Genomic DNA, 24,859 nt, shown 5'->3' with positions numbered 1-24,859 from the left:
AGTTCTTTGTTTTGTTGAAAAAATAAATGATGTTCAACTTCTTAATTAAGGTATTGATGACGAATTATAAATTAATGCTAATATCAGCCACAGGTTCTAACCTTTTTTATAAATTTGACAAAAATTTAATCAGTTGAATAAATCACTCTTTTTCATATTTTGTTGTTTGTTTCTTAGTGCACAATTTATTTCTGCGCAAGCAAAAAAAACTGCACAAACTCCTAAAACTATCGTCATCGAAAATGCTGACTTTTCTGATGTTGATCAGGTCAACGTACCAGATGCACTTTTACTTACCGGAAATGTAAAAGTAAATCATGATGGTGTTGTATTAACTTGCAATAAAGCCTATTTTTTTCAGAAAGAAAATTATTTAAAAGCATTTGGAAATGTACAATTAGTACAAGGAGACACTTTGTTCTTGAATAGTAAATATGCTGAATATAGTGGAAATGAAAAGAAAGCTTTTGCGACAGGAAATGCAGTTTTAACTTCTCCTGATGCTACTTTACAGACCGATACGATTAATTTTGATAGAAATATTCAGGAAGCTTTTTATAACACAAAAGGAACTATCATAAACAAAGACAATACTTTAGTAAGTAAATCTGGAAGATATTTTGTTAAAGAAAAGAAATTCCAGTTTTTAACTGAAGTTACAATTACGAATCCAAAATATGTGATTAAATCAAATCATTTGGATTATTACAGTAATTCTGGGCACACTTACCTTCTTGGTCCTTCGACTATTACAAGTAAAGCCAATTACATTTATACAGAAAAAGGTTTTTATGATACGAAGAAAAACTTAGCTCATTTTCTGCGAAGATCGTATATCAAATATGACGATCGGCTTATAGAGGGCGATAGTTTATACTATGATCGAAATATAGAATTTGCGTCAGCAACACGAAATGTAAAAATTACTGATTCTATAAACAAAGGAATCGTAAAAGGCCATTACGCAGAGCTTTACAAACTTAAAGATTCGATGTTTGTAACCAAAAGAGCTGTTGCAGTTAATCTAGTTGAAAATGACTCTGTTTATATTCATGGACAGAAATTAATGGTGACTGGAAAAGAAGGGGAAAGAATTTTGAGAGCTTATAAAAATGTTCGTTTCTATAAAACAGATATGAGCGGTAAATGCGATTCGATACATTCTGATTCTAAAACTGCCTTGACAAAACTAATTGGAAATCCGATTCTTTGGAATGGCGACAATCAGATTACTGGAGATATAATGCATTTAATTGGTGACAATAAAACGAGAAAAATCGACTCTTTAAAAGTTTTAAACAATACTTTCGTCCTATCCAAAGACACGCTCGGAACCGGTTTTAATCAAGTCAAGGGACTGAATCTGTTTGGAAAATTTCGGGACGGAAAACTTCATGATGTTGATGTCATTAAAAACACCGAGGTGATTTATTACATGCGAAATGATACCAAAGAATTGATTGGAATCAATAAAAATGTCAGCAGTAAAATCAACATGATATTGGAGAATAATGCTATTGAAACCATTACTTTCTACAATAAAGTAGATGGAGATATTTATCCCGAAGACGAACTTCCTGAAAATGCCCGTAAACTGCGAGGTATGAATTGGAGAGGCGATGAAAGAATAAAGTCGAAAGACGATATTTTTACCGATGAAGACAATGAAATGAATGAAAAGCTGATTAAAGAAGGAAAAGAACAGGAAGAAAAAGGTAAAAATGTCCCAATGAAAGTCAGGAAAGAGACTTTGAATTACGACAAGAAAAACCCAACTACTAAAACGGAACCAAAGCCTAAAAGTAAATAGTTTTTAGTCGCGGTCGCAGTTTACAGTGCCTTGCGATTGTTTAAACCACAAAGTTTAAGCGTAATTGGAAAGTTTTCAGTCGCAGTCACAGTTTACAGTGCTTTGAGAATAATTAGTTCAAAAAGTTAACCTAAGCGTAAAATAAAAAAAACTTAGAATCTTAGTACCTTTGCAACTTTGAATTTTAAAAGTTTACAGTCTCAGTTTACAATAAAAAACTTAGAAGCTCAGAATCTTAGCCTCTTAGCAACTTAAAAAAAATGAATCCAGATTTTATAAAATACCAAGCGCAAACTTCTCCTTACCCACTCGGAATGGAAGTTTCACACGCCATTGGCTCTTACATATACGACACAAACGATAAAAAATATTTAGATTTTGTTGCCGGAGTTTCGGCTTGTACTTTAGGACATCAGCATCCAAGAGTAAATCAGGCGATAAAAGATCAGTTGGATAAATATTCGCACGTAATGGTTTACGGAGAATACTCACAGAGTCCAGCCGTTCAATATTGCAAATTAATGGCCTCTCTGCTTCCAGAATCTTTAAATAAAACCTATTTGGTCAATTCTGGTACAGAAGCGATTGAAGGCTCGTTAAAATTAGCCAAACGAGTTACAGGACGTAGTCAGCTTATTTCATGTCATAATGCGTATCATGGAAACACAATGGGTTCTATGAGCGTTATGGGATTTGAAGAAAGAAAACAAGCTTTTAGACCTTTGCTTCCAGATGTTGACTTTATTACTTTCAATAACGAAGAAGATCTGCAAAAAATAACTACGAGAACAGCAGCCATTCTTTTAGAAACCATTCAGGGAGGTGCTGGTTTTATTCAGCCAGAAAACAATTTCCTTCAAAAAGTCCGCAAACGCTGTGATGAGGTTGGAGCCTTAATGATTGTTGATGAAATTCAACCAGGTTTCGGAAGAACTGGAAAGCTTTTTGGTTTCCAAAATTATGATGTTGTTCCAGATATTGTGGTTATGGGTAAAGGAATGGGCGGCGGAATGCCGGTTGGAGCCTTTACTGCTTCTGCTGAAAAAATGGATCTTTTAACAGAAAATCCAAAATTAGGGCATATTACCACTTTTGGAGGCCACCCTGTCATTGCGTCAGCTTGTTTAGCTACTTTGCAAGAATTAACTGAAACAAATTTAATGGCAGAAACGCTAGAGAAGGAAAAACTCTTCAGATCGCTTTTGGTACATCCTTTGATTACAGAAGTTAGAGGAAAAGGATTAATGCTTGCCGCTATGACAGAATCGGCAGATATTACAAACGAAGTTATTTTAACCTGTCAAGACAGAGGACTTATTTTATTCTGGCTTTTATTTGAAGGATGCGCAATAAGAATTACACCTCCTTTGACCATTTCTGAAGACGAAATTAGAGAAGGCTGTGCAATTATTCTAGACGTTATGGACGAAATAATGAAGAAGAAGAACAATTAAAATACAAAATTATTTGAGCGCTATTTTAATAAAACTGACAGAAATGAACGCTCAATTTCTATTTCAAAAAAGTCTTCCAACACAAATAAAAAAATGACAATACCGAAGCTAATCCCTTAATAATAAAGGAGATTTCTTCCCAAAATAGAATAAAAAACGCCATATATTGTTAATTAAATTGTTCAAAACAATTAATTTCTTATCCTTACAGCGATTATATGGTTGCCTAAATTTATAACAGGCTAATTTCAAATATACGAAGTATGCAATTAAGCAACGAAGAAGAAGATTATAACCTATCCCTATCCAAATTTGAGTCAATGTTAAAAACTAACAAAGTACTCTTTTTTGATTCTGAAGAATTCGAAGAAATCATTCTTCATTATTTAGACATAGGCAAGGCTAATTTAGCAAAAAAAGCCTTGAAACTTGCATTAGACCAGCACCCAAAATCTACAGGCTTAAAGTTAGTACAAGTAGAAATGTTGGTTTATGATGACAAACTCGACATTGCTGAAAAGCTTTTGAATGAGTTATACGCAATTGAACCTAACAACGAGGAAATCTATATCCAAAAAGCCAATATCTGCTCAAAAAGAGATCAGCACGAAAAAGCAGTCGAACTGTTAAAAATCGCGCTTCAATACACTGATGATTATGCCGATGTGTACAATTTGATTGGTATGGAATATCTTTTTATGGATAACCTTGAGATGGCAAAGGAGAGTTTTATCAAATGCCTTGAAGAAGACTTAGAGGATCAATCTGCTCTTTATAACGTAGTGTATTGTTTTGAATTTTTAGATCAAAATCAAGAAGCTATTGTCTATCTAAACGAATACATCAACAGAAATCCGTACAGCGAAATTGCGTGGCATCAGCTTGGACGTCTTCATTATGGCGTAAAAGAGTATGAAAATGCTATTCGCGCATTTGATTACGCAACACTGATTGATGATGAATTTTTAGGCGCTTTTATGGAAAAAGCAAAAGCTTATGAGCGTCTAAAAAAATACAATGAAGCAATCGAAAGCTATAACAGAACCATCGAATTAGACGATGCAACCTCGTATGCACTTCTTCGAATTGGAAAATGTTATGAAAAACTTGGAAATTTAGCGAAAGCGATCCAATACTATAACCAAACTGTTCACGAGGATCCGCTTTTAGACAAAGGCTGGATTGCAATAACAGATTTTCATCTTCGCCAGAAAAACTATCAAAAAGCATTATTTTTTGTGAATAAAGCTTTAGCAATCGACAATCAAAATCGTTTGTACTGGAAAAGATATGCCACAATCAATAAACAAATGAATTTCTTTGAAGAAGCCGAATTTGGTTTCAGAAAAGCAGTTGAATTTGGAGATTATGCATTAGACACTTGGTTGTATTGGGTTGATATTCTTCAGTTTTTAGGAGAATTTGAAACAGCAATTCAGACTTTATTGCAAGCTTCAGAATATTTTCCTGAAGAAAATGAAATTGAATATCGTTTGGCTGGATTGTATTTTATGATTCAAGACACCACAAAAGCTAAATTCCACTTAAGCAATGGCTTACGTCTAAACTTTGAGAATTATATCTTAATTGAAGATTTGTTTCCTGTAGTTTGGGCAAAAAAAACAGTAAAAAATTATATAGAGAAACATCGTAAATAAGAATGGTTGATATTTTATTAAGAAGACGTTTTGGATTGTTAGGTCGCAACATAAGCTACTCTTTTTCAAAAGGTTATTTTACAGAGAAATTTAATAATGAAGTTTTTGCTGGAAACAGCTACGAGAATTTTGACATTTCAGAAATTAATTATTTTACAGAATTAATTAAAAACAATCCTGATCTAAAAGGATTAAATGTTACTATTCCGTACAAAGAACAAGTTATTCCTTTCTTGGATAAACTATCAAAAAAAGCCTCTTTAATTGGCGCTGTTAATACTATTAAATTCACCAAAAACGGCAAACTAAAAGGCTACAACACCGATTATTACGGATTTAAAAAATCTCTAAAACCATTATTGGAGCCACATCATAAAAAAGCTCTTATTCTAGGAACAGGCGGAGCTTCTAAAGGTGTTGCTTTTGCTTTGGATGAACTTGACATTCCGTACACTTTTGTTTCTAGAGAAGCAAAGGAAAACATAATCGATTATGACTTGATCAATGCTACTACTTTTGATAATTTCCAAATCATAATCAATTGCACGCCAGTTGGAACAAGCCCAAATATTGAAGCTTATCCAAATTTACCTTATGAGTTTTTTACCGAAAAACATATTGCTTACGACCTGATCTACAATCCAGCAGAAACTACTTTTTTACGAAAAGCAAAAGAAAAAGGTGCCGTAACCAAAAATGGACTCGATATGCTTATTTTTCAAGCTGAAAAAGCATGGAAAATCTGGAATAAATAAATAAGTATCAAAAAATAAAATGTTAACGTATTTTTCGTATTTTTAAACCACTAATTAACAGGTGGTTATGAAGAAAATACAATTACTTAGCATTTTATTTTTTTTATTTAACAATCTACTTTCGGCTCAAAATACAGACACCATACAAAGTCCGCTATCTGAGCCTCGATACCATTATTTTCTAAAAACAATTCTGTTTTATAATGAGTATCTTGATACAGACAAAGGTTCTTTTAATACAACCCAAGTTCGTTTTTTGGTACCAATTGGCAACAAAGCCTGGAATTTACGTTTTGATCTTCCACTGGTTTCTACTAATACAAATTCTACCAATAAAACAGCTATTGGTGATGTTGGAGGCGGAATAAGTTTTATTCCTTACTTAAGGAACAATAATGGAGTTGCGGTAAGAACTCGTATTTATTCTAACACCGCTGAAGATCCAAATTTTGGAACTGGAAAATGGGTTGTCATGCCTGCAGCAGTTTATGGAAGATATTTTAATCAAAAAAAGTTTTTATCATTAACAACACTGGAATATCAGCAGAGTTTTGCAGGGAAAAGTGATCGTGATGACATCAGTATAATTCTTTTCGAAAATCTCTTAATGCATTTTTTTGGAAAAAACTGGGTTTCTGGCGATGTTGCTTTTCGCTATAATGCAGTTTTAGAAGGATTTCAAAATAATGCTTTTGTCGAATTCGGACGAAAAATAACGCCTTCAAATCTAGTTTACATACATCCCAGCGCTGGATTTGGACCAAATAGAACCTACAATTGGGGTATGGAAGTTGGAGTATTAATCCTTTTTTAATTGAGAAGAATAACAATAGAAGCTTTATAAATTTGATTATTAAGCAATTTATATAAAAAACAATAGTGATTTCGGATTTACATATACTTCAGTATTTCAATTAAAATAGATTCAACCTAGATAGCAAATACTTGTAAAGAATATGAATTTCGTCGTAAAATACCGTATAAACAAGCGATTTATTTTGTAGTTAGAAACACCTTTACTATCTTTCGCATTGTTTAAAATAAAAACCTTATACATTTTAAAGATGTTAGAAGAAAAGAATGATAACCTGCATGAAGCAGACGGAAAATCAGGAATCGAAATAAATGATTCTGTAGCAAATGATGCAATTGAAACATCAGATTCTGAAACTGTAATTCAAAATTCAGATCCAGAAACTGAAAATGAATTAGTTAACCAAGAAAATGCTCATCAAGAAGCATTAGATGTCATTACAAATTCAAATGCTGCTGAAAGCGAAGACGAAACTTTAAAAGATCGTCATGCTATTCCTATGCAAGATTACAATACATTTTCTTTAGATGCTCTTGTTGATGAACTTAAAAAACTGGTAAATACAGATAAAGTAATGTCTGTAAAAGACCATATTGAAGAAATCAAAAAGGCTTTCTTACTACAATATCACCATCTCCTAGAGGAAAAAAAAGAAGAATTTCTTGCTTCTAATCCTGATCCTAACGAAGAATTCGAATATCATTTACCTTTAAAATCAAAATTCGACGAATATTATAATGTTTTCAGAGATAAGAGAAATGTCCATTTTAAACATTTACAGACTAATTTAAAAAGCAATTTAGAAAACCGTCTGGCAATTGTCGAAGAACTAAAAGAGCTTATTAATCCGCAGGAAAATATAAAAGACACTCTTAAACATTTTAATGAATTAAGAGAAAGATGGAAAAACGCTGGAGCTATTCCAAAAGACAAATACAATCACGTTTGGAATAATTACCATTTTCACGTAGAAAACTTTTACGATTATCTTCACTTAGACCGTGAAGCGAGAGATTTAGATTTTAAACACAACCTAGAATTAAAACAAAAAATAATCGCTCGTGTTGAAGAATTAGTAAACGATGCAGATGTAAATAAATCTTTCCGTGAATTACAGGATTTGCACAGAATCTGGAAAGAAGAAATTGGACCTGTTTCTAAAGAATACCGTGACGTAATCTGGAATCAATTTAGCGAATTAACTAAAAAAATCCACGATAAGAGAGAACTTTTATTTGAAAACCAAAGAGCAAACGAGCACAAAAATCTTGAAGTTAAAAAAGAGATTATAGCTAAAATCGAGACTCTTGGAAGTGAAAAAGTAAATTCTCATTCGCAATGGCTTGTTCAAATTCAAAAAGTAGAAGATTTAAGAAATGAATTTTTCTCAGCTGGAAAAGTACCATCTGAAGTAAATGAAGAAACATGGGCAGCATTTAAAACTGCTGTTAGAAACTTCAATGCTTTTAAAAACTCTTTCTACAAAGACATCAAAAAAGATCAAAACGACAATCTAAATAAAAAACTGGCTCTTGTTGCAAAAGCAAAAGAATTACAGGAAAGCACCGATTTTACTGCTACAACGCCTGTAATGAAACAAATCCAAGAAGAATGGAAACAAATTGGCCACGTTCCTAAAAAATATTCAGATAAAATCTGGAAAGAATTTAAGGATGCCTGCAACCATTATTTCGATAAATTAAAAGAACATAAATCAGAGGAAAACAGCGAAGAAGTAGCCGCTTTTGACAATAAAAAGGCATATTTAGATACTTTAAGAGCTTTCCAATTAACTGGAGACCACAAAACTGATTTGGATGCTATAAAAGCGCATATTGAAACTTGGAAAGGATTTGGAAAAGTTCCTTTTTCAAGAAGACATATCGAAGGAAAGTTCAATAAAATTCTAGATGCTCTTTTTGAAAAATTAAGTCTTAGCAAAAAAGAATCTGAAATGATGCGTTTTGCAAACCGCATCGATTCATTATCTGACAGCAACGACACGCGTAAATTAGACAATGAAAAAATCTTTATTATGCGTAAAATTGAAGAAGTTCAAAATGAAATTTTCCAATTAGAAAATAACATTCAATTCTTTACAAATACAAAAAATGCAAAAAAAGAGAATTCAATAGTTACTGAAGTACGCAAAAACATTGCTATCCATAAGGAAAGTCTTGATGTATGGAAAGATAAATTGAAACAATTAAGAAACTTAGGACAGGAATAGACTTAAGTTTATAAAAAATTAAAAAGGTGTAATGAGTTTCATTGCACCTTTTTTTGAGCTTATTTTTTTAACGCAAAGCTTTGCGAACTTTGCATAAACCTTTGTGTCTTTGCGTTTAAATCAAAACGATAAATCTAAAACTTAACATTCTCATTAAATTTCATAAAACTATTCTGCAAAATATTGATTATATTTGAGTTACCACTATTCATTAACATCAAACAAATAACATTTAATTAATTTTTAAATAAGAAGAATATGAAATTTACAAGAAAAGCACACGCCAACTGGAAAGGAACTGGCATGGAAGGAAAAGGAACTATTAGTACACAAAGTACAACTTTAGATAATGCTCAACTGTCTTTTAAAACTAGATTTGCTGATGGTGTAGGAACCAATCCTGAAGAACTAGTTGCTGCGGCTCATTCTGGCTGCTTTACAATGCAATTAAGTTTTTTATTGAACGAAGCTGGTTTTACTGCAGATGATTTAACCACAGAAGCTACAGTAACATTTGAAGATGGCTCAATAACTTTAATCCATTTAGATTTAAAAGGAAAAGTTCCATCAATTTCTGCAGAAGAATTTGCTTCAACCGCAGCTAAAGCAAAAGAAATCTGTCCAATTTCAAAATTATTAAACACAACTATTACTTTATCTGCTGAGTTAATAAGCTAGAAAAATTAGACATAAAAAAAACCATTCACAGCGGTGAATGGTTTTTTTTATTTATAAGAATCTCTAATTACATTTTTGCTTTTAAAGCTTTTGCTTCTGCAGTCATTTCAAGAGCACTGTAAACTCCTAATAATGTTTTAGAAACATCTTCGTTTTTAGGATCTAATTCGTTTGCTTTTTTAAGGTAAGGAATTACACCTTTGAAAACACTTTCTCTTTGCGCTTTTAAAACATCATAACGTTTCATGTCTTTAGCAGAAGTACCTAGTTTGTTCATTTCATCAATGATTGGTTTCTCTGCTTCTAACTTTAACGCCGCAAGGTTTAAGTAAGCATTTGTATAGTTAGGATTGATTTCGATAGCTCTTAAATAATATTTTTCTGCATCAGCATTATTTTTAGCACCAGCACTAATTACTCCTAAATTGAACACTAAATCAGCATTGTTTGGATCTTTCTGTAAAGCTTCACCAACTAATTTTTTGTACATCTCAAAGTCTTTAGTCTCTAAATATAGATTAGCCTCTGTTAAGATTAAAGAAGTATCATCTGGATTTGCTTTTCTAGCATCAGCGATTGCTTTTTTAGCATCTTCTGTACGTCCTTTTTGAACTAAGATTAATGCTAAGTTTTTGTAGATTTCACCTCTTTTAGAAGGAATTGCTTCTGTTTTAGGTTTTTCGTGAGTACCTAATTTAACAGCCATATCTCTTTCTTTAGCATTGGCAAAACTATCATCATTTCCAGAAGCTTTGTTTACAGCTGTATACATAGTTCCTTTTCCAGAATAATTTAGTTTTTTCAACTCTTCATACATTGGTAAAGCAAGATCAAAATCTTGTGCATTTACAGCTGTAGAAGCTGCATAGTACAAGTTGATGGTATCTTTCTTGTCTAAAGCATAAGCATCATATAATTTCTTAGCTCCTTCAACATTTTTGTTTGATTGAGTATCAGCAATTGCAGAGTTAATCAACAAACCTTTAATACTAGTAATTGATGCAGCTGCTTGAGTTGAATATTTTTGTTTTCCTGAAGTTTTTTCAACTTCAATTAATTTTTTATAGCTCTCAGCAGCAGCAGATAAGTTTTTGCTTTCTTCAACTTTTTTATTTGCAAGCTCTAATAGAGCATTTCCTTGCACGAAATAAAATTGTGCTTGCTCAGTATCTTTAGCATTTACAATTAAGTTCTCTGCATCTTTTAATTGAGCAAGAGCACCTTGTGCATCTCCACCCTTTAATGCCTTTTCAGCATTCTTAATTTGATCTTTTTGAGCAAACGTAGCTACAGAGATCAGTAATGCTGATGCAAGTATTACATATTTACTTTTCATAATGATATTTGTTTGTATTTAATTTTTTGTTTTTTAATTATTCTTCAGACTCCTCGTCTTCTGCGTCCTCCGCTTCATCTTCTACTTCATCGTCAGAATCATCTTCGTCTTCAGCAGTTCCGTCATCTTCTAAAACTTCCAGGTCAGGTTTAATTCTTTCGATTGTAGACTCGATTACATTTCCGTCTTCGTCTAATACTACTTCTTCTGCATCGTCTTTCATTACAGTTGTAACAGCAGCAATAGAATCTTTACCTTTAAGATTAATCAATCTAACACCTTGAGTGGCACGTCCCATAACACGTAAATCTTCGATTGCCATTCTAATAGTTAATCCAGATTTATTAATAATCATTAAGTCGTCTGCATCAGTAACAGCGTTGATCGAGATCAATTTACCTGTTTTGTCCGTAATATTTAGTGTTTTAACACCTTTACCTCCACGGTTTGTAATTCTGTACACATCTTCTCCGTCGTCGTCAACTAATTTCGTACGTTTTCCGTATCCATTTTCTGTTACAACAAGAATTTGAGATGTAGAAATATCATTTTTATCCACAGTAACCATTCCGATTACTTCATCAGTTTCGTCTTTTAATGTAATACCACGAACTCCAGAAGCTGTTCTTCCCATCGGACGTGTTTTAGTTTCTTCAAAACGAACTAATTTTCCAGATTTAACTGCTAAAATGATTTGGCTTTCTCCATTTGTTAATTGAGCTCCAATTAATTCATCTCCTTCTTTAATTGTAATTGCAGCAACTCCATTTGCTCTTGGTTTAGAATATTTCTCTAAAGAAGTTTTCTTCACCTGACCTTTTTTCGTCACCATTACAAGATTGTGCGTATTGATATAATCTTTATCTTTTAAATCTTGCGTACAAATGAAAGCTTTTACTTTATCGTCACTTTCAATATTCACCAAGTTCTGAATTGCTCTACCTTTTGCAGTTTTGCTTCCTTCTGGAATTTCATAAACGCGCATCCAGAAACATTTTCCTTTTTGCGTAAAGAACATCATATACTGGTGATTTGTTGCAACAAACATGTGTTCCAAGAAATCTTGATCTCTTGTTCCAGCGCTCTTCTGTCCAACTCCACCTCTATTTTGTGTTTTGTATTCTGTAAGGTTTGTACGTTTAATGTAACCTGCATGCGAAATTGTAATCACTACATTCTCATCAGCAATTAAATCTTCGATACTTACATCTCCTCCAGAATATTCAATTTGAGAACGACGATCATCACCATATTTATCGCGAATTTCAGTCAGCTCTTCTTTAATTAAATCTGTTCTTAAATTAATATCTGCCAATAACGCTTTCAAATGCTCAATTAACTTCATTAATTCGTCAAACTCAGCTCTCAATTTATCTTGTTCCAGACCTGTTAACTGACGTAAACGCATCTCAACAATAGCACGAGCTTGAATATCAGATAATTTAAATCTCTCGATTAATTTCTCTCTAGCTTCATCTGTATTTTTAGAACCTCTAATTAACGCAATAACTTCATCAATATTATCAGAAGCAATGATTAATCCTTCTAAGATATGAGCTCTTTCTTCTGCTTTACGCAATTCAAACTGCGTTCTTCTAACTACTACTTCGTGACGGTGCTCAATAAAGTAATGAATCATATCTTTCAGATTCAACATTTGCGGGCGACCTTTTACTAATGCAATATTATTTACACTAAAAGAAGATTGTAATGAAGTATACTTATATAAGGTATTTAAAACTACGTTTGGCGTAGCGTCACGTTTTAAGATATAAACGATACGCATACCGTTTCTATCCGACTCATCACGGATATTGGCAATACCTTCAATTTTTTTCTCGTTAACTAAATCAGCCGTACGTTTGATCATTTCGGCTTTGTTAACTTGATATGGAATCTCAGTAACGATGATGCATTCTCTTCCGTCAACTTCTTCAAAACCAACTTTAGCACGCATTACAATACGTCCTCTACCAGTTTTAAAAGCTTCACGAACACCTTCATAACCATATATTACACCACCAGTTGGAAAATCTGGTGCTTTAATATGCGTCATTAATTCATCAACTTCAATATCATTATTATCTAAGTACGCTAGAGTACCATTGATCACTTCAGTTAAATTGTGTGGTGGCATATTGGTTGCCATACCAACTGCAATACCTGTAGCTCCGTTTACTAATAAAGTAGGAACTTTTGTAGGCATTACTTTTGGTTCATATAATGTATCGTCAAAGTTCAATTGAAAATCAACTGTTTCTTTTTCAATATCCGCCATAATTTCTTCAGAAATTTTGCGCATTCTAGCCTCAGTATAACGCATTGCTGCAGGACTGTCACCATCGACAGAACCAAAGTTACCTTGACCATCAACTAATAAATAACGCATACTCCACTCCTGCGCCATACGCACCATTGCGTCATAAACAGAGGTGTCTCCATGCGGGTGATACTTACCCAGAACCTCCCCTACAATTCTCGCAGACTTTTTGTGGGCAGATCTTGATGTTACACCTAAATCATACATTCCGTAAAGAACTCTTCGATGTACTGGTTTCAAGCCATCTCTAACATCAGGAAGTGCTCTCGATACAATTACTGACATCGAATAATCGATGTAAGCTGACTTCATTTCATCCTCTATGTTAATAGGAATTAACTTTTCTCCTTCAGACATAAGTTGTTATATTAAAAAATTATATTAGTTTCAAAGCGTGCCAAGATACGTTTTTTTAAAATTTTTTCAGCTATTTCCTTACACTTATTTAAATGATTTATTAACAACTTTATTTTGGTTTTTAGTTAATAAATTAAGCGTTTTTTAACGCTTTTATTGTCTTTTTTTTCGTCTATTAGCTGACAGTAGTTCTTGAAGGTACGGTTTTTGTTTTTAAAACAGTAATTCACTAAATTTACAATACCAATTATATATTATGGATGATAATTTTTCACCAAGAGTAAAAGATGTAATTACGTACAGTAAGGAAGAGGCTCTTAGATTAGGCCACGACTTTATTGGTACAGAGCATCTTATGCTAGGTATTTTAAGAGATGGTAACGGAAAAGCTATTCATATACTTAATAACCTAGCTGTCGATTTAGATCATTTACGCAGAAAAGTAGAAGTACTTAGCCCTGCTAACCTGAGCGTTGAAGTAAATGCAGAAAAGAAAAACCTTCATCTTACCCGACAGGCCGAAAGAGCCCTGAAGACCACTTTTCTTGAAGCAAAAGTATTTCAAAGTTCATCAATTAGCACCGCTCACCTGCTGTTATGTATCTTGAGAAACGAAAACGATCCAACAACCAAGCTATTGAATAAACTAAAAATAGATTATGACGTAGCTAAAGAACAGTATTTAAATATGACTCCAAACGAAGAAGAATTCTTAGAAAACTTGCCAAGAAACGAATCATACAATGATGATTCAGGACAAGATGACAGTCTGAAAGAAAGCAGCTTTAATAATCCCGCCAATAAGTCAAACAAGAAATCTAAAACCCCAGTTTTAGATAATTTTGGGAGAGATTTAACAGAAATGGCTGAAGAAGGGAAATTAGACCCAGTTGTAGGACGAGAAAAAGAAATTGAGCGTGTATCGCAAATTTTAAGCCGTAGAAAAAAGAACAATCCGCTTCTTATTGGAGAGCCTGGAGTTGGTAAATCTGCTATTGCAGAAGGACTTGCTCTACGTATTATCCAAAAGAAAGTATCGCGTATTCTTTTCCACAAACGTGTTGTAACTCTTGATCTTGCAAGTTTAGTTGCAGGAACAAAATACAGAGGACAATTTGAAGAAAGAATGAAAGCCGTAATGAACGAGCTTGAGAAAAACGACGATATTATTCTTTTTATTGACGAAATCCACACTATTGTAGGCGCTGGTGGAGCAACAGGTTCTCTTGATGCTTCAAATATGTTCAAACCTGCTTTAGCTAGAGGAGAAATTCAATGTATTGGCGCTACTACTCTTGATGAGTACAGACAATACATTGAAAAAGATGGTGCTTTAGAAAGACGTTTTCAAAAAGTAATTGTGGAGCCAACTTCTGTTGAAGAAACAATTGCGATTTTGAACAACGTAAAAGATAAATACGAAGATCACCACAACGTAACTTATACTCAAGAAGCTATCGAAGCTTGTGTTAAGCTAACAAACAGATATATGTCTGAGCGTTTCTTACCAGACAAAGCGATCGATGCAATGGACGAAGCTGGTTCACGTGTACACATCACCAACATCGATGTTCCAAAACAAATTTTGGATCTAGAACGTCAGTTAGAAGAAGTTCGCGAAATGAAAAATATGGTTGTTAAAAAACAAAAATATGAAGAAGCAGCCAAACTTCGCGATGATGAAAAACGTATCGAAAAAGATCTTGCTTTAGCACAGGAACAATGGGAAGAAGATTCTAAAAACAACAGAATTGAAGTTACAGAAGATAACGTAGCTGATGTTGTTTCTATGATGACTGGAATTCCTGTAAACAGAATTGCACAAACAGAAAGCAACAAACTAGCTCAATTGCCTGAATTGATTCAGAACAAAGTAATTGGTCAAAATGAAGCTGTTTTAAAAATCGCTCGTTCTATTCAACGTAACAGAGCTGGACTTAAAGATCCGAACAAACCAATTGGTTCATTCATTTTCTTAGGTCAAACTGGGGTTGGTAAAACACAATTGGCTAAAGTATTAGCTAAAGAATTATTCGATTCAGAAGATGCATTAGTTCGTATCGACATGAGTGAATACATGGAGAAATTTGCGATTTCTCGTTTAGTTGGAGCGCCTCCAGGATACGTTGGATACGAAGAAGGTGGTCAATTGACTGAAAAAGTTCGTAGAAAACCATACTGTGTAGTTCTTTTAGATGAGATCGAAAAAGCACATCCAGATGTATTCAATATGATGCTTCAAGTTTTAGATGATGGATATTTGACTGATAGTTTAGGCCGCAAAATCGACTTTAAAAACACAATCATTATCATGACATCTAACGTTGGTGCTCGTCAGTTGAAAGATTTTGGACAAGGTGTTGGATTCGGAACTGCAGCAAGAACAGCTCAAGCAGATGAAAACTCAAAAAGCATTATCGAGAACGCTTTGAAGAAAACTTTTGCTCCTGAATTCTTAAACAGAATTGATGATGTAATTGTATTTAATGCATTAGAAAAAGCTGATATCGATTTGATTATCGAAATCGAATTGAAAAAACTTTACTCTCGCATTGCAGAGTTAGGTTACAAATTAAGCTTAACTGATAAAGCAAAAGCATTTATCGCTGAAAAAGGTTTTGACAAGCAATTTGGAGCAAGACCGCTTAAGAGAGCGATTCAGAAATATGTTGAAGATTTATTAGCAGAAGAAATCATCACTTCGAAAATTCATTCAGGCGATGAAATCATGATGGATCTAAAAGACGATTCACAAGAATTGTCAGTAGAAATACATAAAGCAGAAGAGCCGACTAATCAATAAATTAGTTAAAAAATTATAACACACATAATATGCCCGTTACGTTTTCATAACATAACGGGTATTTTTTTTATTAAAAATCACTATCTTTAGTAAAAGCAAATAGCTATTTTTGAATTTAAATTCATAACAAAAAAACAATTTATGCTTCAAAACAAAGTCATTTTAGGCAGCGAAGAATGGTGCTCATTTCCAGAACTAGGAATCCCCACAATCAAGGCTCGTGTGGATTCTGGCGCTAAAACTTCGGCAATGCACGCTATAAACATAGCTCCTTTTATAAAAAATGATGCTAATTGGGTTAAATTCGACATTAATCCAATTCAGAATAATATTAAAACTGTTATTCACTGCGAAGCACCACTTGTCGACAAAAGAATTGTAAAGAGTTCAAGTGGTTTTAGAGAACACCGTTATGTCATTCAAACCAGCTTAAAAATTGGTGAAGCAAAATGGCCAATCGAAATGACTTTGACTAATCGCGATTCTATGGGATTTAGAATGCTTTTAGGACGCGAAGCCATGAGCGGAAGAGTTTTAGTTGACCCAGAACAAAAATATCTTTTAGGACAGCCTACAGCCGAATCTTTAAAAGAATTATACCAAAATTCAGAAAAAGCAAAAACAGGCTTACGAATTGGTCTTTTAGCCAGTAATCCTGAATTGTATAGCAATAAAAGAATTATGGAAGCCGGTGAAATGCGTGGGCACGAAATGCATTTCCTGAACATCAAGGAATGCTACATGAAATTGGACGCAAAAAAACCTGAAATTCATTACAGAGGTGGAAAAATTCTAAACGAATTTGATGCTATTATTCCGAGAATTAGACCAAGCATTACTTTTTACGGTTGTGCTTTAACGCGTCAGTTTGAGGCTTTGAAGGTTTTTGTTTTAAATTCGGCAACAGCCATTACGCAATCTAGAGATAAATTATATTCATTACAACTTCTTTTGAACAGCGGAATTGATATTCCAACTACAGGATTTGCCAATTCTCCGCTTGATACAGACAACTTAATTAAAATGGTGGGCGGTTCGCCTTTAATTGTGAAATTATTAGAAGGAACGCAAGGAAAAGGTGTTGTTTTGGCTGAAACTAAAAAAGCAGCTGAAAGCGTAATCAATGCTTTTAAAAGCTTAAATGCCAACATCTTAGTTCAAGAATTCATCAAAGAAGCTAACGGAAAAGATATTCGTTGTTTTGTAATTGACGGAAAAGTGGTTGCAGCAATTCAGCGTGAGGCTATGCCAGGAGAATTTAGAGCTAATATTCACCTTGGCGGAACTGCATCAGTTATAAAAGTAACGCCTGAAGAGAAAAAGATCGCGATTAAAGCAGCAAAAGCAATGGATTTGAAAGTAGCTGGTGTTGATATTATTCGTTCTTCAAAAGGCCCGTTATTACTGGAAGTAAATTCATCTCCAGGTCTTGAAGGAATTGAAGGTGCTACAAATAAAGATGTTGCTGGAGAAATGATTAAAGCTATTGAAAAGAATTTCAAATTGAGTTAAGTTCATTTTAACTTAATATCGTATAAATAATTTAGCAGCTTTGTCAAAGTTTACAACTTTGGCAAAGCTTTTTTATTTAACTTTAAAATAAAAAACATGCATTTTCCTTATTTAGATATCATCATACGAAGTGTTGCCGTTTATTTTTTCATGACAATTGCTTTAAGAATCTTTGGCAAAAAAGAACTTTCTCAATTAAACACAGCCGATATTATTCTGATTTTATTAATCAGCAACTCTGTTCAAAATGCAATGGTTGGGCCAGACACTAGTCTGTTAGGCGGTTTGGTCGCAGCTTTAGTTTTGTTTGTAATTAATTTCATAATTAAAAAACTAACACGCCGATACAAAACTCTTGGCAATATATTACTTGATAAACCAGAAGTATTAATTCACGACGGAAAACTGGATTTTAAAGCTTTAAGCAAATTAGATATTTCCGACGAAGAATTAAAAGAAGCAATGCGCGAACACGGAATTGAATTCTTCAAAAATGTAAAATTGGCCATGTTAGAAATCGACGGAACAATAAGTATTATTTCTGAAGATCAAGAAAAATTAAAACAAACGCATTATAAACGTAAGCATAATCATAAGAATTTGCAGAAGTTTTAATTCTTATTTTTAAACGAAACTTTTGATTTTCCATAAAATGAAAGAAGCAAATCTTCATCTGCAAACTTCCCATCAAAATCATATTTTGAAGGTGTTTTTACTAAAAGAGTGCTAAAATTTCCTTCAACATCAATATAGATCTTTTTCATATTATATCTTTCCGATGTTAAAAGACAATGGTTAATTGCAAACAACAATTTTCTCCTTGAAGATTTTTCAATTCCTATCATATCAGTAACTTTTGTGATTACCAAAATAGTATCATTTCTTTCTACCGTATAATATTTTAATTTATTTGTATCAATACCTTTTAAAGATCTACTAACCGATTCTTTTATAAAGCATGAAATTACATCTGACTCTTCGTTTGGATTGCTCGTTACTTTCTTTTGATCTACTTTTAAGCGAATCCTCCTTACATCATCTTCTTGGCAAGAAAACAATGAGAAAAAAATAAGTGAGAAAAACAGTTGTGAAATTATCTTATTTTTGAATTTGTACATTACTTTGGGGTTAGCTGTTTTCAAAATCATTTTAAACTTTTTTTCTCACTTTGTCATTTATTAAAACTGATAAACAACTATGCAAATGTCCATCTAAAAAATAGTATGAATAGCTACTAAAAATTTAAAAAATATCATTTAAAGACATATATAAAACAGAAAACAAAAAGCCGATTTTAAGTAAAATCGGCTTTGTAAAACTATTTCACAGCACTAATCTTAATCGGAGGATTAGCCATTCTTTTAAACATCCATAGTAAACAACATACTGTCAAAACTACCGTGATAATTAAAAACGGATAGAAGCCTATTACTTCAGCTACTTTTTCAAAAATATAAACATACCACTTTATAATCCTTGTACGAGTTATTACACGCGTCTCCATATATTTAGCATACCAAGTGAAAATTCCTCCCATAACGGCAACAAAAGCCGCAACAGATCCAGGAATAACAGCAGCACTAAGAGCTGATATTTGCTTTTCTTCTCGCTTAAAGCCTAATTGTTTAAATTTTTCACTAATTGATTTCTCTGCTTTTCTTGTAGTTTCAGAATCTTTAAAATCAATAGTTTTATAAGTTACAGAATCTGCATTTCTCACTTCAAACATAATGTGTGAATCATTTTCAGGTTCAAATTCATATTCAAAGATTTCATTAATATTTATTATCGATTCAAATTCAGATAAATTAAAAACGTTTTTCTCTATTCTTTCAATACTTAAATCAGCATTTTCTTTTGTAATATTTCCAATTATATGATCTCCATAAATTAGAACTACATTTCCTTCTTCGCCTTCAAGAATTATCGGTTTTTCAAAAATCATTGCCATTCGCTTTTAAATTAATTAGTAAAATCCTCAATAAATAATTTTGCAAAGGTCTTTACATAGAATTCAATTAATAGCTCTTAAAAGTTTTTAAACTATCATTTTAAGACATTTAATTTTTCATTTTAAAACATAAAAAAAGCCGATTTCATATTTGAAATCGGCTTTTTAAAATTATTTTGTAGCCTTAATTTTAAAAGGAGGATTAAACATTTTTTTAATTAGCCAAAACAAACATAAAATAGTTAAAACAGCTGTAAGAACTAAAAAAGGAAGATATCCTATAGCTCTCGATATTTCATCAAACAATTTTACATACCATTTAATTCTTCTGCGTGTTGACTCATAATTATCAACATTATAGGCAAACCAAGTAAGTATTGCTCCACCTCCGGCAACTCCAAGCGTAGTTATAGCTGGAGAAACAGCAGCTTGCAATGGTGTTAATTGAATTTCTTCTCGTTTAAAACCCAATTGTTTAAATTGTTTTTCAATTGACAATTCAGCTTCTTTCGCAACATCTACATTTTGAAAATTAATATTCTGGAAAGAAGTGTCATTATTTTTAGATATTTCAAACTTTAAAAAAGAATCATTTCCTATAATAAATTCATATCCCACAATATCATTTATAAAGATAATTGAGTCAAATTCTGATTCAGCAAGGGAGTTGTTTTTAATTTTCTCAATACTTATATCTGCATCCTCTTTTGTAATATTCCCAATAACATATTGTCCGTAAATTAATACTACATTTCCACCTTGACCATTATGAATTATCGGTTTTTCAAAAATCATTGCCATTTGCTTTTAAATTATAATTTGTAAAATCCTTATTAAATAATTTTGCAAAGGTCTTTACATAGAATTCAATGAATAGCTCTCAAAAGTTTTTAAACTATCATTTTAAGCCATTTATTTTTTCATTTTAACCCATAAAAAAAGCCGATTTCAAATATGAAATCGGCTTAAATATGTTTACAAAATGTGATTTACAACTCACATTTCACAATAATCATTTTACTAAATAAACACGCTTAGCACAAAATAAACCAAACCTGCTAAAATTGCTGAAATTGGAATAGTTAGAATCCAAGCCCAGATTAAGCTTACTGTAACTCCCCAACGAACTGCAGATACACGTTTTGTTAATCCAACCCCAATAATAGAACCTGTAATTGTGTGGGTTGTACTTACTGGAATTTTTAAATGTTCTGTAAAGTAAAGTGTTAAAGCTCCTGCAGTTTCAGCCGCTACACCTTCAAACGAACTTACTTTTGTGATTTTAGATCCCATTGTTTTCACAATTTTCCATCCACCGCTTAAAGTTCCTGCTGCAATTGCAGAATAACACGCTAACGGAATCCAAGGCGGCATTTTAAAAGCACCATCTTCAGAAGGAAGAGCTACATCTAACCATGAATCCATATGAACACCAGGATTTGTATTAATATAAACAACAACTGCTGCTGCAATGATACCCATTACTTTTTGCGAATCATTTCCACCGTGCCCTAAACTAAAAGCTGCAGAAGATAGTAGTTGCATTTTCTTTAAAGCAGCATCTGCCTGATGAAGATTTAAACTGCTAAAAATTAAACAAAAACCGCTTACTGTTAATACGATAAACGCAACTAAAAACCATTTTATATTATGAGGTTCAAATGCAACGCTCCAAAAAACAGAAGAAGCAAAACGGGGTTTATGTCCATCTTTTATAATTTCCTCGTAAGGAATCATTTGTACGTAAACAAACCAAATCGTTGCAATCATTAAAGCTACTGTAAATATTTTTGGACCAATACTTTTACGAGAAGCATTTAATAACCAAATCGAAATCAAATAGGACGCTAAAGCTCCTAATAGTGGTGCTAGAACAATAAAAGCAATAATAATAAGAACTCCCGAGGGCATCCCACCATCTTTTCCAGCCTTATACCAACTCACTATATCATACCAGTGATGTGTTGTTCCGTCTGCTCCAACATAAGCTGAAAAACCATGAACTGCAATAGCATGCGCTACCGCCGCACCAGCAAAACCACCGATAAGAGTATGCGAAGAACTTGAAGGAATACCTAACCACCAAGTCAATAAATTCCAGCATATTGCAGCAATTACACCTGCTAAAATTACCACTAGGTCAATTTGCATTGTATCTGCTGTTTTAGCAACAGTATCTGCAACACCAAATCCGAAAACCCAATAAGCTAGAAAGTTGAAAAATGCTGCCCAAAGAACCGCCTGAAAAGGCGTTAAAACCTTTGTCGCAACAACTGTCGCTATAGCATTTGCCGCATCATGAAAACCATTGATGTAATCAAAAATTAAGGCAAGCACTATAATTAATATAAGTATAGTCATAAAATTATAACTTCAGATTGAAAAATTGAATTAAGAATGTTTTACAGAAATAGATTCTAGTATGTTCGCAACACTCTTACATTTGTCTGTTGCTGATTCTAAAACAGATAACACTTCTTTATATTTAATGATATTTTTAGCGTCTGTTTCGTTTTCAAAAATTTCAAAAACTGCTTTGTTATATACGTTATCAGACTTGTTCTCTAGTTTGTTAATTCTAGCACAAGCATCTTTAATAACTTTAAAATTCTGTAAGTTTCTCAACTCTTTTACTGCACTGTCAATGTTTTGACAAGCTTCAAGGTTGATTTCTGTCATCTTTCTGATAGATTTTGTAATCTTATCAACTTGATACAATCTCATACGGCTAGATGCACCATGCAGGTAATCTGCAACGTTGTCAATTGAAGTAATTAACGTGTGAATATCTTCTCTATCAAATGGAGTAATAAAGTTTCTGCTTAACTCAAGGTTAGTCTGACGTGTGATGTCTTCTCCTTTTTGTTCTAATTCGTCAATCTTTTGAAAAAGAATTTCTCTTTCTTTTAATGGTAAATTTACAGCTTCGTGTAAGTTAGAAGCTAATTCAATTAAATTGCTAGAAGCCTCTTCAAAAAGTGGAAAGAATTTTTTGTCTTTCGGCACTAAAAATTGGAAAATACTGTTTATTGACATTGTTTTATTTTTGATAGTGCAAAATTACTTCAATAATATTTTGCAATGTTAAGCCATTGTTAACAAATCGTTTTCTATTTGGAAACTCTCAAGGAATAACACCGTGTTTTCTATGTCATTATGTAAGATTCTGTCTTCTTTTACCAAAGGCACAACTTCTCTGTAGCTACTCAAGAACATTTCGATAAAATCGCTTGATTTTAGTGGCTCTCTGTAAGCAATTGCCTGAGATGCATTCAATAATTCGATCGCCAAAATGCGCTCTAAATTATCTAAAATTCGTAAGGCTTTTGTAGCGCCGTTTGCTCCCATGCTCACGTGATCTTCCTGACCGTTGCTCGAAACAATGCTATCTATACTCGCTGGAGTTGCCAATTGTTTGTTCTGACTTGCAATACTTGCTGCTGTATACTGCGGAATCATTAAACCAGAATTCAATCCCGGATTATCAACCAAAAATGCTGGAAGATTACGCAATCCAGAAATTAACTGATACGTTCTTCTTTCAGAAATACTTCCTAATTCTGCCAAAGCAATCGCCATAAAGTCTAGAGCTAATGCCAAAGGCTGTCCGTGGAAATTTCCACCAGAAATAATCTGATCAGCTTCTATAAATATATTTGGATTATCGGTAACCGAGTTGATTTCTGTCTTGAATACTTTTCTAACATAATCAATCGCATCTTTTGAAGCTCCGTGAACTTGTGGCATACAACGGAAAGAATATGGATCTTGAACGTGTTTCTTTTCCTGAGTGATAATTTCGCTTCCGTCTAAGAATTCCGTAATTCTTTGTGCGGTTACAATCTGCCCTTTATGCGGACGTATATAATGTATCAATTCGTTGAATGGCTCGATTCTTCCATCAAAACCTTCTAGAGAAATGGTTCCGATTAAATCTGCTAAATACGAATATTTATAAGCTTTAATTAAAATATGAGCTCCGTAAGCACTCATAAACTGTGTTCCGTTCAATAAAGCCAAACCTTCTTTAGACTGTAAAACGATTGGTTCCCAGTTAAAATGTTTTAAAACTTCAGCAGAAGCGGTTTTCTTTCCTTCAAAAAGAACAACTCCTTCGCCAATTAAAGGCAAAGATAAATGCGCTAATGGTGCTAAATCTCCTGAAGCTCCAAGTGAACCTTGTGTATAAATAATTGGCAGAATATCATTATTATAGAAATCAACCAAACGCTGCAATGTGATTAACTGAATTCCAGAATGTCCATAGCTTAAAGACTGGATTTTAAGTAAAAGCATCATTTTCACAATTTCGGCAGGAACTTCCTCTCCTGTTCCGCAAGCGTGCGATTTTACTAAGTTTTCCTGAAGCTTAGATAAATTTTCGTTAGAGATTTTTACACTATATAAAGACCCGAAACCTGTGTTGATTCCGTAAATTGGTGCCGTATGCGTTGCCAACTTTTTATCTAAATAGTCACGGCATTTTTGAACATTTACTTTAGCCTCTTCAGACAATTCAAGAATTTTATTGTTGGATAAAATTTCGTGTAAAGTTTCTAAAGTTATTGTTTCAGTACTTATATAATGGATCTCTCTCATGATGCTTTTCAATTTTAAGACGTCAAAATTCAACAAATCAACATTAAAAAGCAACATTTTATCACAATAATTAAAATTTCAATCTCAATTGATCTCTGTCTTTATTTGTTTTTAAAAGCGAAACATCATGTGTTTTAATGCTTTTTAGCCAATTTTCGAATTAAAAATCAGCCCTTTGTATGGGTTTGATTTATAAAAATGCTATTCTAAAATCTATCAAAACCTCAGTTTAGAATATTGAATTTTAACAAATACTCAATATTGAATTAATCCAATTTGAATTATTAAAATATTCGCAAAAAGACTTTTAGAGTTTTTAATACTTCTAAAAAACTGTACTTTTGAAAAATCAAAAATGAAAAGTAACAGCATAAAATATCAATCTACAATTATTACAGCTCAAACAGGAGTTGCAATTGCTGCTACCATTATTTCTACTACAACAACTACTACCCCTTAGGGGTATACATTTTTACATATAATCCTAGGTTATCTATACTTTTTTCTTGAAAGAAGAGAGTCATTGGATACATAAAAAACATTTACAAAGAAAAAAAGTCGCAGTTTTCAGTTTCAGTTCAC

At 32.9% G+C, this 24,859-nt stretch carries 18 protein-coding genes; 10 read left to right on the top strand and 8 right to left on the bottom strand.

Features of this window, described 5'->3' with window-relative positions:
• Positions 1 to 133: 133 nt before the first annotated feature.
• From DM444_RS01135 to DM444_RS01105, 7 genes are all read left to right on the top strand, one after another.
• Positions 134 to 1,810 (top strand): OstA-like protein, encoded by a 1,677-nt coding sequence (locus tag DM444_RS01135; protein WP_111283200.1) that lies wholly within the window; start codon positions 134 to 136, stop codon positions 1,808 to 1,810.
• A 260-nt stretch (positions 1,811 to 2,070) separates the two neighbouring features.
• Positions 2,071 to 3,264, top strand: a complete 1,194-nt coding sequence (locus tag DM444_RS01130) for an aspartate aminotransferase family protein (protein WP_111283198.1) — start codon at positions 2,071 to 2,073, stop codon at positions 3,262 to 3,264.
• A 263-nt stretch (positions 3,265 to 3,527) separates the two neighbouring features.
• Complete coding sequence (locus DM444_RS01125; protein ID WP_111283196.1) at positions 3,528 to 4,922, top strand: tetratricopeptide repeat protein; 1,395 nt, start codon at positions 3,528 to 3,530, stop codon at positions 4,920 to 4,922.
• A 2-nt stretch (positions 4,923 to 4,924) separates the two neighbouring features.
• Complete coding sequence (locus DM444_RS01120) at positions 4,925 to 5,677, top strand: shikimate dehydrogenase family protein (protein ID WP_111283194.1); 753 nt, start codon at positions 4,925 to 4,927, stop codon at positions 5,675 to 5,677.
• 67 nt (positions 5,678 to 5,744) lie between these two features.
• A complete protein-coding gene (locus tag DM444_RS01115; protein WP_111283192.1) occupies positions 5,745 to 6,491 on the top strand; it encodes a lipid A phosphoethanolamine transferase in 747 nt (248 codons plus the stop codon).
• 250 nt (positions 6,492 to 6,741) lie between these two features.
• Positions 6,742 to 8,721, top strand: coding sequence for a DUF349 domain-containing protein (locus DM444_RS01110; protein WP_111283190.1), 1,980 nt, complete (start codon positions 6,742 to 6,744; stop codon positions 8,719 to 8,721).
• Between the two features lie 258 nt (positions 8,722 to 8,979).
• Positions 8,980 to 9,399 (top strand): OsmC family protein, encoded by a 420-nt coding sequence (locus DM444_RS01105; protein ID WP_111283188.1) that lies wholly within the window; start codon positions 8,980 to 8,982, stop codon positions 9,397 to 9,399.
• Positions 9,400 to 9,466: 67 nt separating this feature from the next.
• Here the strand turns inward: DM444_RS01105 and DM444_RS01100 are convergent, their stop codons facing one another.
• Complete coding sequence (locus DM444_RS01100) at positions 9,467 to 10,735, bottom strand: tetratricopeptide repeat protein (protein ID WP_111283186.1); 1,269 nt, start codon at positions 10,733 to 10,735, stop codon at positions 9,467 to 9,469.
• Between the two features lie 37 nt (positions 10,736 to 10,772).
• Positions 10,773 to 13,412 (bottom strand): DNA gyrase subunit A, encoded by a 2,640-nt coding sequence (gene gyrA, locus DM444_RS01095; protein ID WP_111283184.1) that lies wholly within the window; start codon positions 13,410 to 13,412, stop codon positions 10,773 to 10,775.
• A 256-nt stretch (positions 13,413 to 13,668) separates the two neighbouring features.
• On the opposite strand from gyrA, the gene DM444_RS01090 reads away from it, so the two are divergent.
• The 3 genes from DM444_RS01090 to DM444_RS01080 all read left to right on the top strand — a co-directional run bounded on the left by DM444_RS01090 (position 13,669) and on the right by DM444_RS01080 (position 18,342).
• Positions 13,669 to 16,215 (top strand): ATP-dependent Clp protease ATP-binding subunit, encoded by a 2,547-nt coding sequence (locus tag DM444_RS01090; protein ID WP_111283182.1) that lies wholly within the window; start codon positions 13,669 to 13,671, stop codon positions 16,213 to 16,215.
• 141 nt (positions 16,216 to 16,356) lie between these two features.
• Positions 16,357 to 17,727 (top strand): 30S ribosomal protein S6--L-glutamate ligase, encoded by a 1,371-nt coding sequence (gene rimK, locus DM444_RS01085; RefSeq protein WP_111283180.1) that lies wholly within the window; start codon positions 16,357 to 16,359, stop codon positions 17,725 to 17,727.
• A gap of 96 nt (positions 17,728 to 17,823) precedes the next feature.
• Positions 17,824 to 18,342 carry a DUF421 domain-containing protein gene (locus tag DM444_RS01080; RefSeq protein WP_111283178.1) on the top strand — a complete coding sequence of 173 codons (519 nt, stop codon included), beginning with the start codon at positions 17,824 to 17,826 and terminating at the stop codon, positions 18,340 to 18,342.
• On the opposite strand, the gene DM444_RS01075 is transcribed toward DM444_RS01080, so the two are convergent.
• The 6 genes from DM444_RS01075 to hutH form a co-directional block, all read right to left on the bottom strand.
• Positions 18,339 to 18,875 carry a hypothetical protein gene (locus DM444_RS01075; RefSeq protein WP_111283176.1) on the bottom strand — a complete coding sequence of 179 codons (537 nt, stop codon included), beginning with the start codon at positions 18,873 to 18,875 and terminating at the stop codon, positions 18,339 to 18,341. The genes DM444_RS01080 and DM444_RS01075 overlap by 4 nt on opposite strands.
• Before the next feature lie 170 nt (positions 18,876 to 19,045).
• Positions 19,046 to 19,672, bottom strand: a complete 627-nt coding sequence (locus DM444_RS01070) for a hypothetical protein (protein WP_162614894.1) — start codon at positions 19,670 to 19,672, stop codon at positions 19,046 to 19,048.
• A 177-nt stretch (positions 19,673 to 19,849) separates the two neighbouring features.
• Complete coding sequence (locus DM444_RS01065; protein WP_162614893.1) at positions 19,850 to 20,473, bottom strand: hypothetical protein; 624 nt, start codon at positions 20,471 to 20,473, stop codon at positions 19,850 to 19,852.
• Positions 20,474 to 20,698: 225 nt separating this feature from the next.
• A complete protein-coding gene (locus DM444_RS01060) occupies positions 20,699 to 22,039 on the bottom strand; it encodes an inorganic phosphate transporter (RefSeq protein ID WP_111283170.1) in 1,341 nt (446 codons plus the stop codon).
• A gap of 30 nt (positions 22,040 to 22,069) precedes the next feature.
• A complete protein-coding gene (locus DM444_RS01055) occupies positions 22,070 to 22,714 on the bottom strand; it encodes a DUF47 domain-containing protein (protein WP_008462731.1) in 645 nt (214 codons plus the stop codon).
• A gap of 48 nt (positions 22,715 to 22,762) precedes the next feature.
• Positions 22,763 to 24,277 (bottom strand): histidine ammonia-lyase, encoded by a 1,515-nt coding sequence (gene hutH / locus DM444_RS01050; RefSeq protein ID WP_111283224.1) that lies wholly within the window; start codon positions 24,275 to 24,277, stop codon positions 22,763 to 22,765.
• Positions 24,278 to 24,859: the final 582 nt, after the last annotated feature.

The organism is Flavobacterium ginsenosidimutans, from assembly GCF_003254625.1.
Classification (GTDB): domain Bacteria; phylum Bacteroidota; class Bacteroidia; order Flavobacteriales; family Flavobacteriaceae; genus Flavobacterium; species Flavobacterium ginsenosidimutans.
This window is presented reverse-complemented; position numbering and strand designations above follow the sequence as displayed.

Bases quoted from the DNA above. Each gene is read 5' to 3' on its own strand.
- DM444_RS01130 (WP_111283198.1), top strand. From the start codon at position 2,071: ATGAATCCAGATTTTATAAAATACCAAGCGCAAACTTCTCCTTACCCA.
- DM444_RS01125 (WP_111283196.1), top strand. From the start codon at position 3,528: ATGCAATTAAGCAACGAAGAAGAAGATTATAACCTATCCCTATCCAAA.
- DM444_RS01120 (WP_111283194.1), top strand. From the start codon at position 4,925: ATGGTTGATATTTTATTAAGAAGACGTTTTGGATTGTTAGGTCGCAAC.
- DM444_RS01115 (WP_111283192.1), top strand. From the start codon at position 5,745: ATGAAGAAAATACAATTACTTAGCATTTTATTTTTTTTATTTAACAAT.
- DM444_RS01110 (WP_111283190.1), top strand. From the start codon at position 6,742: ATGTTAGAAGAAAAGAATGATAACCTGCATGAAGCAGACGGAAAATCA.
- DM444_RS01105 (WP_111283188.1), top strand. From the start codon at position 8,980: ATGAAATTTACAAGAAAAGCACACGCCAACTGGAAAGGAACTGGCATG.
- DM444_RS01100 (WP_111283186.1), bottom strand. From the start codon at position 10,735: ATGAAAAGTAAATATGTAATACTTGCATCAGCATTACTGATCTCTGTA.
- gyrA (WP_111283184.1), bottom strand. From the start codon at position 13,412: ATGTCTGAAGGAGAAAAGTTAATTCCTATTAACATAGAGGATGAAATG.
- DM444_RS01090 (WP_111283182.1), top strand. From the start codon at position 13,669: ATGGATGATAATTTTTCACCAAGAGTAAAAGATGTAATTACGTACAGT.
- rimK (WP_111283180.1), top strand. From the start codon at position 16,357: ATGCTTCAAAACAAAGTCATTTTAGGCAGCGAAGAATGGTGCTCATTT.
- DM444_RS01080 (WP_111283178.1), top strand. From the start codon at position 17,824: ATGCATTTTCCTTATTTAGATATCATCATACGAAGTGTTGCCGTTTAT.
- DM444_RS01075 (WP_111283176.1), bottom strand. From the start codon at position 18,875: ATGATTTTGAAAACAGCTAACCCCAAAGTAATGTACAAATTCAAAAAT.
- DM444_RS01070 (WP_162614894.1), bottom strand. From the start codon at position 19,672: ATGATTTTTGAAAAACCGATAATTCTTGAAGGCGAAGAAGGAAATGTA.
- DM444_RS01065 (WP_162614893.1), bottom strand. From the start codon at position 20,473: ATGATTTTTGAAAAACCGATAATTCATAATGGTCAAGGTGGAAATGTA.
- DM444_RS01060 (WP_111283170.1), bottom strand. From the start codon at position 22,039: ATGACTATACTTATATTAATTATAGTGCTTGCCTTAATTTTTGATTAC.
- DM444_RS01055 (WP_008462731.1), bottom strand. From the start codon at position 22,714: ATGTCAATAAACAGTATTTTCCAATTTTTAGTGCCGAAAGACAAAAAA.
- hutH (WP_111283224.1), bottom strand. From the start codon at position 24,277: ATGAGAGAGATCCATTATATAAGTACTGAAACAATAACTTTAGAAACT.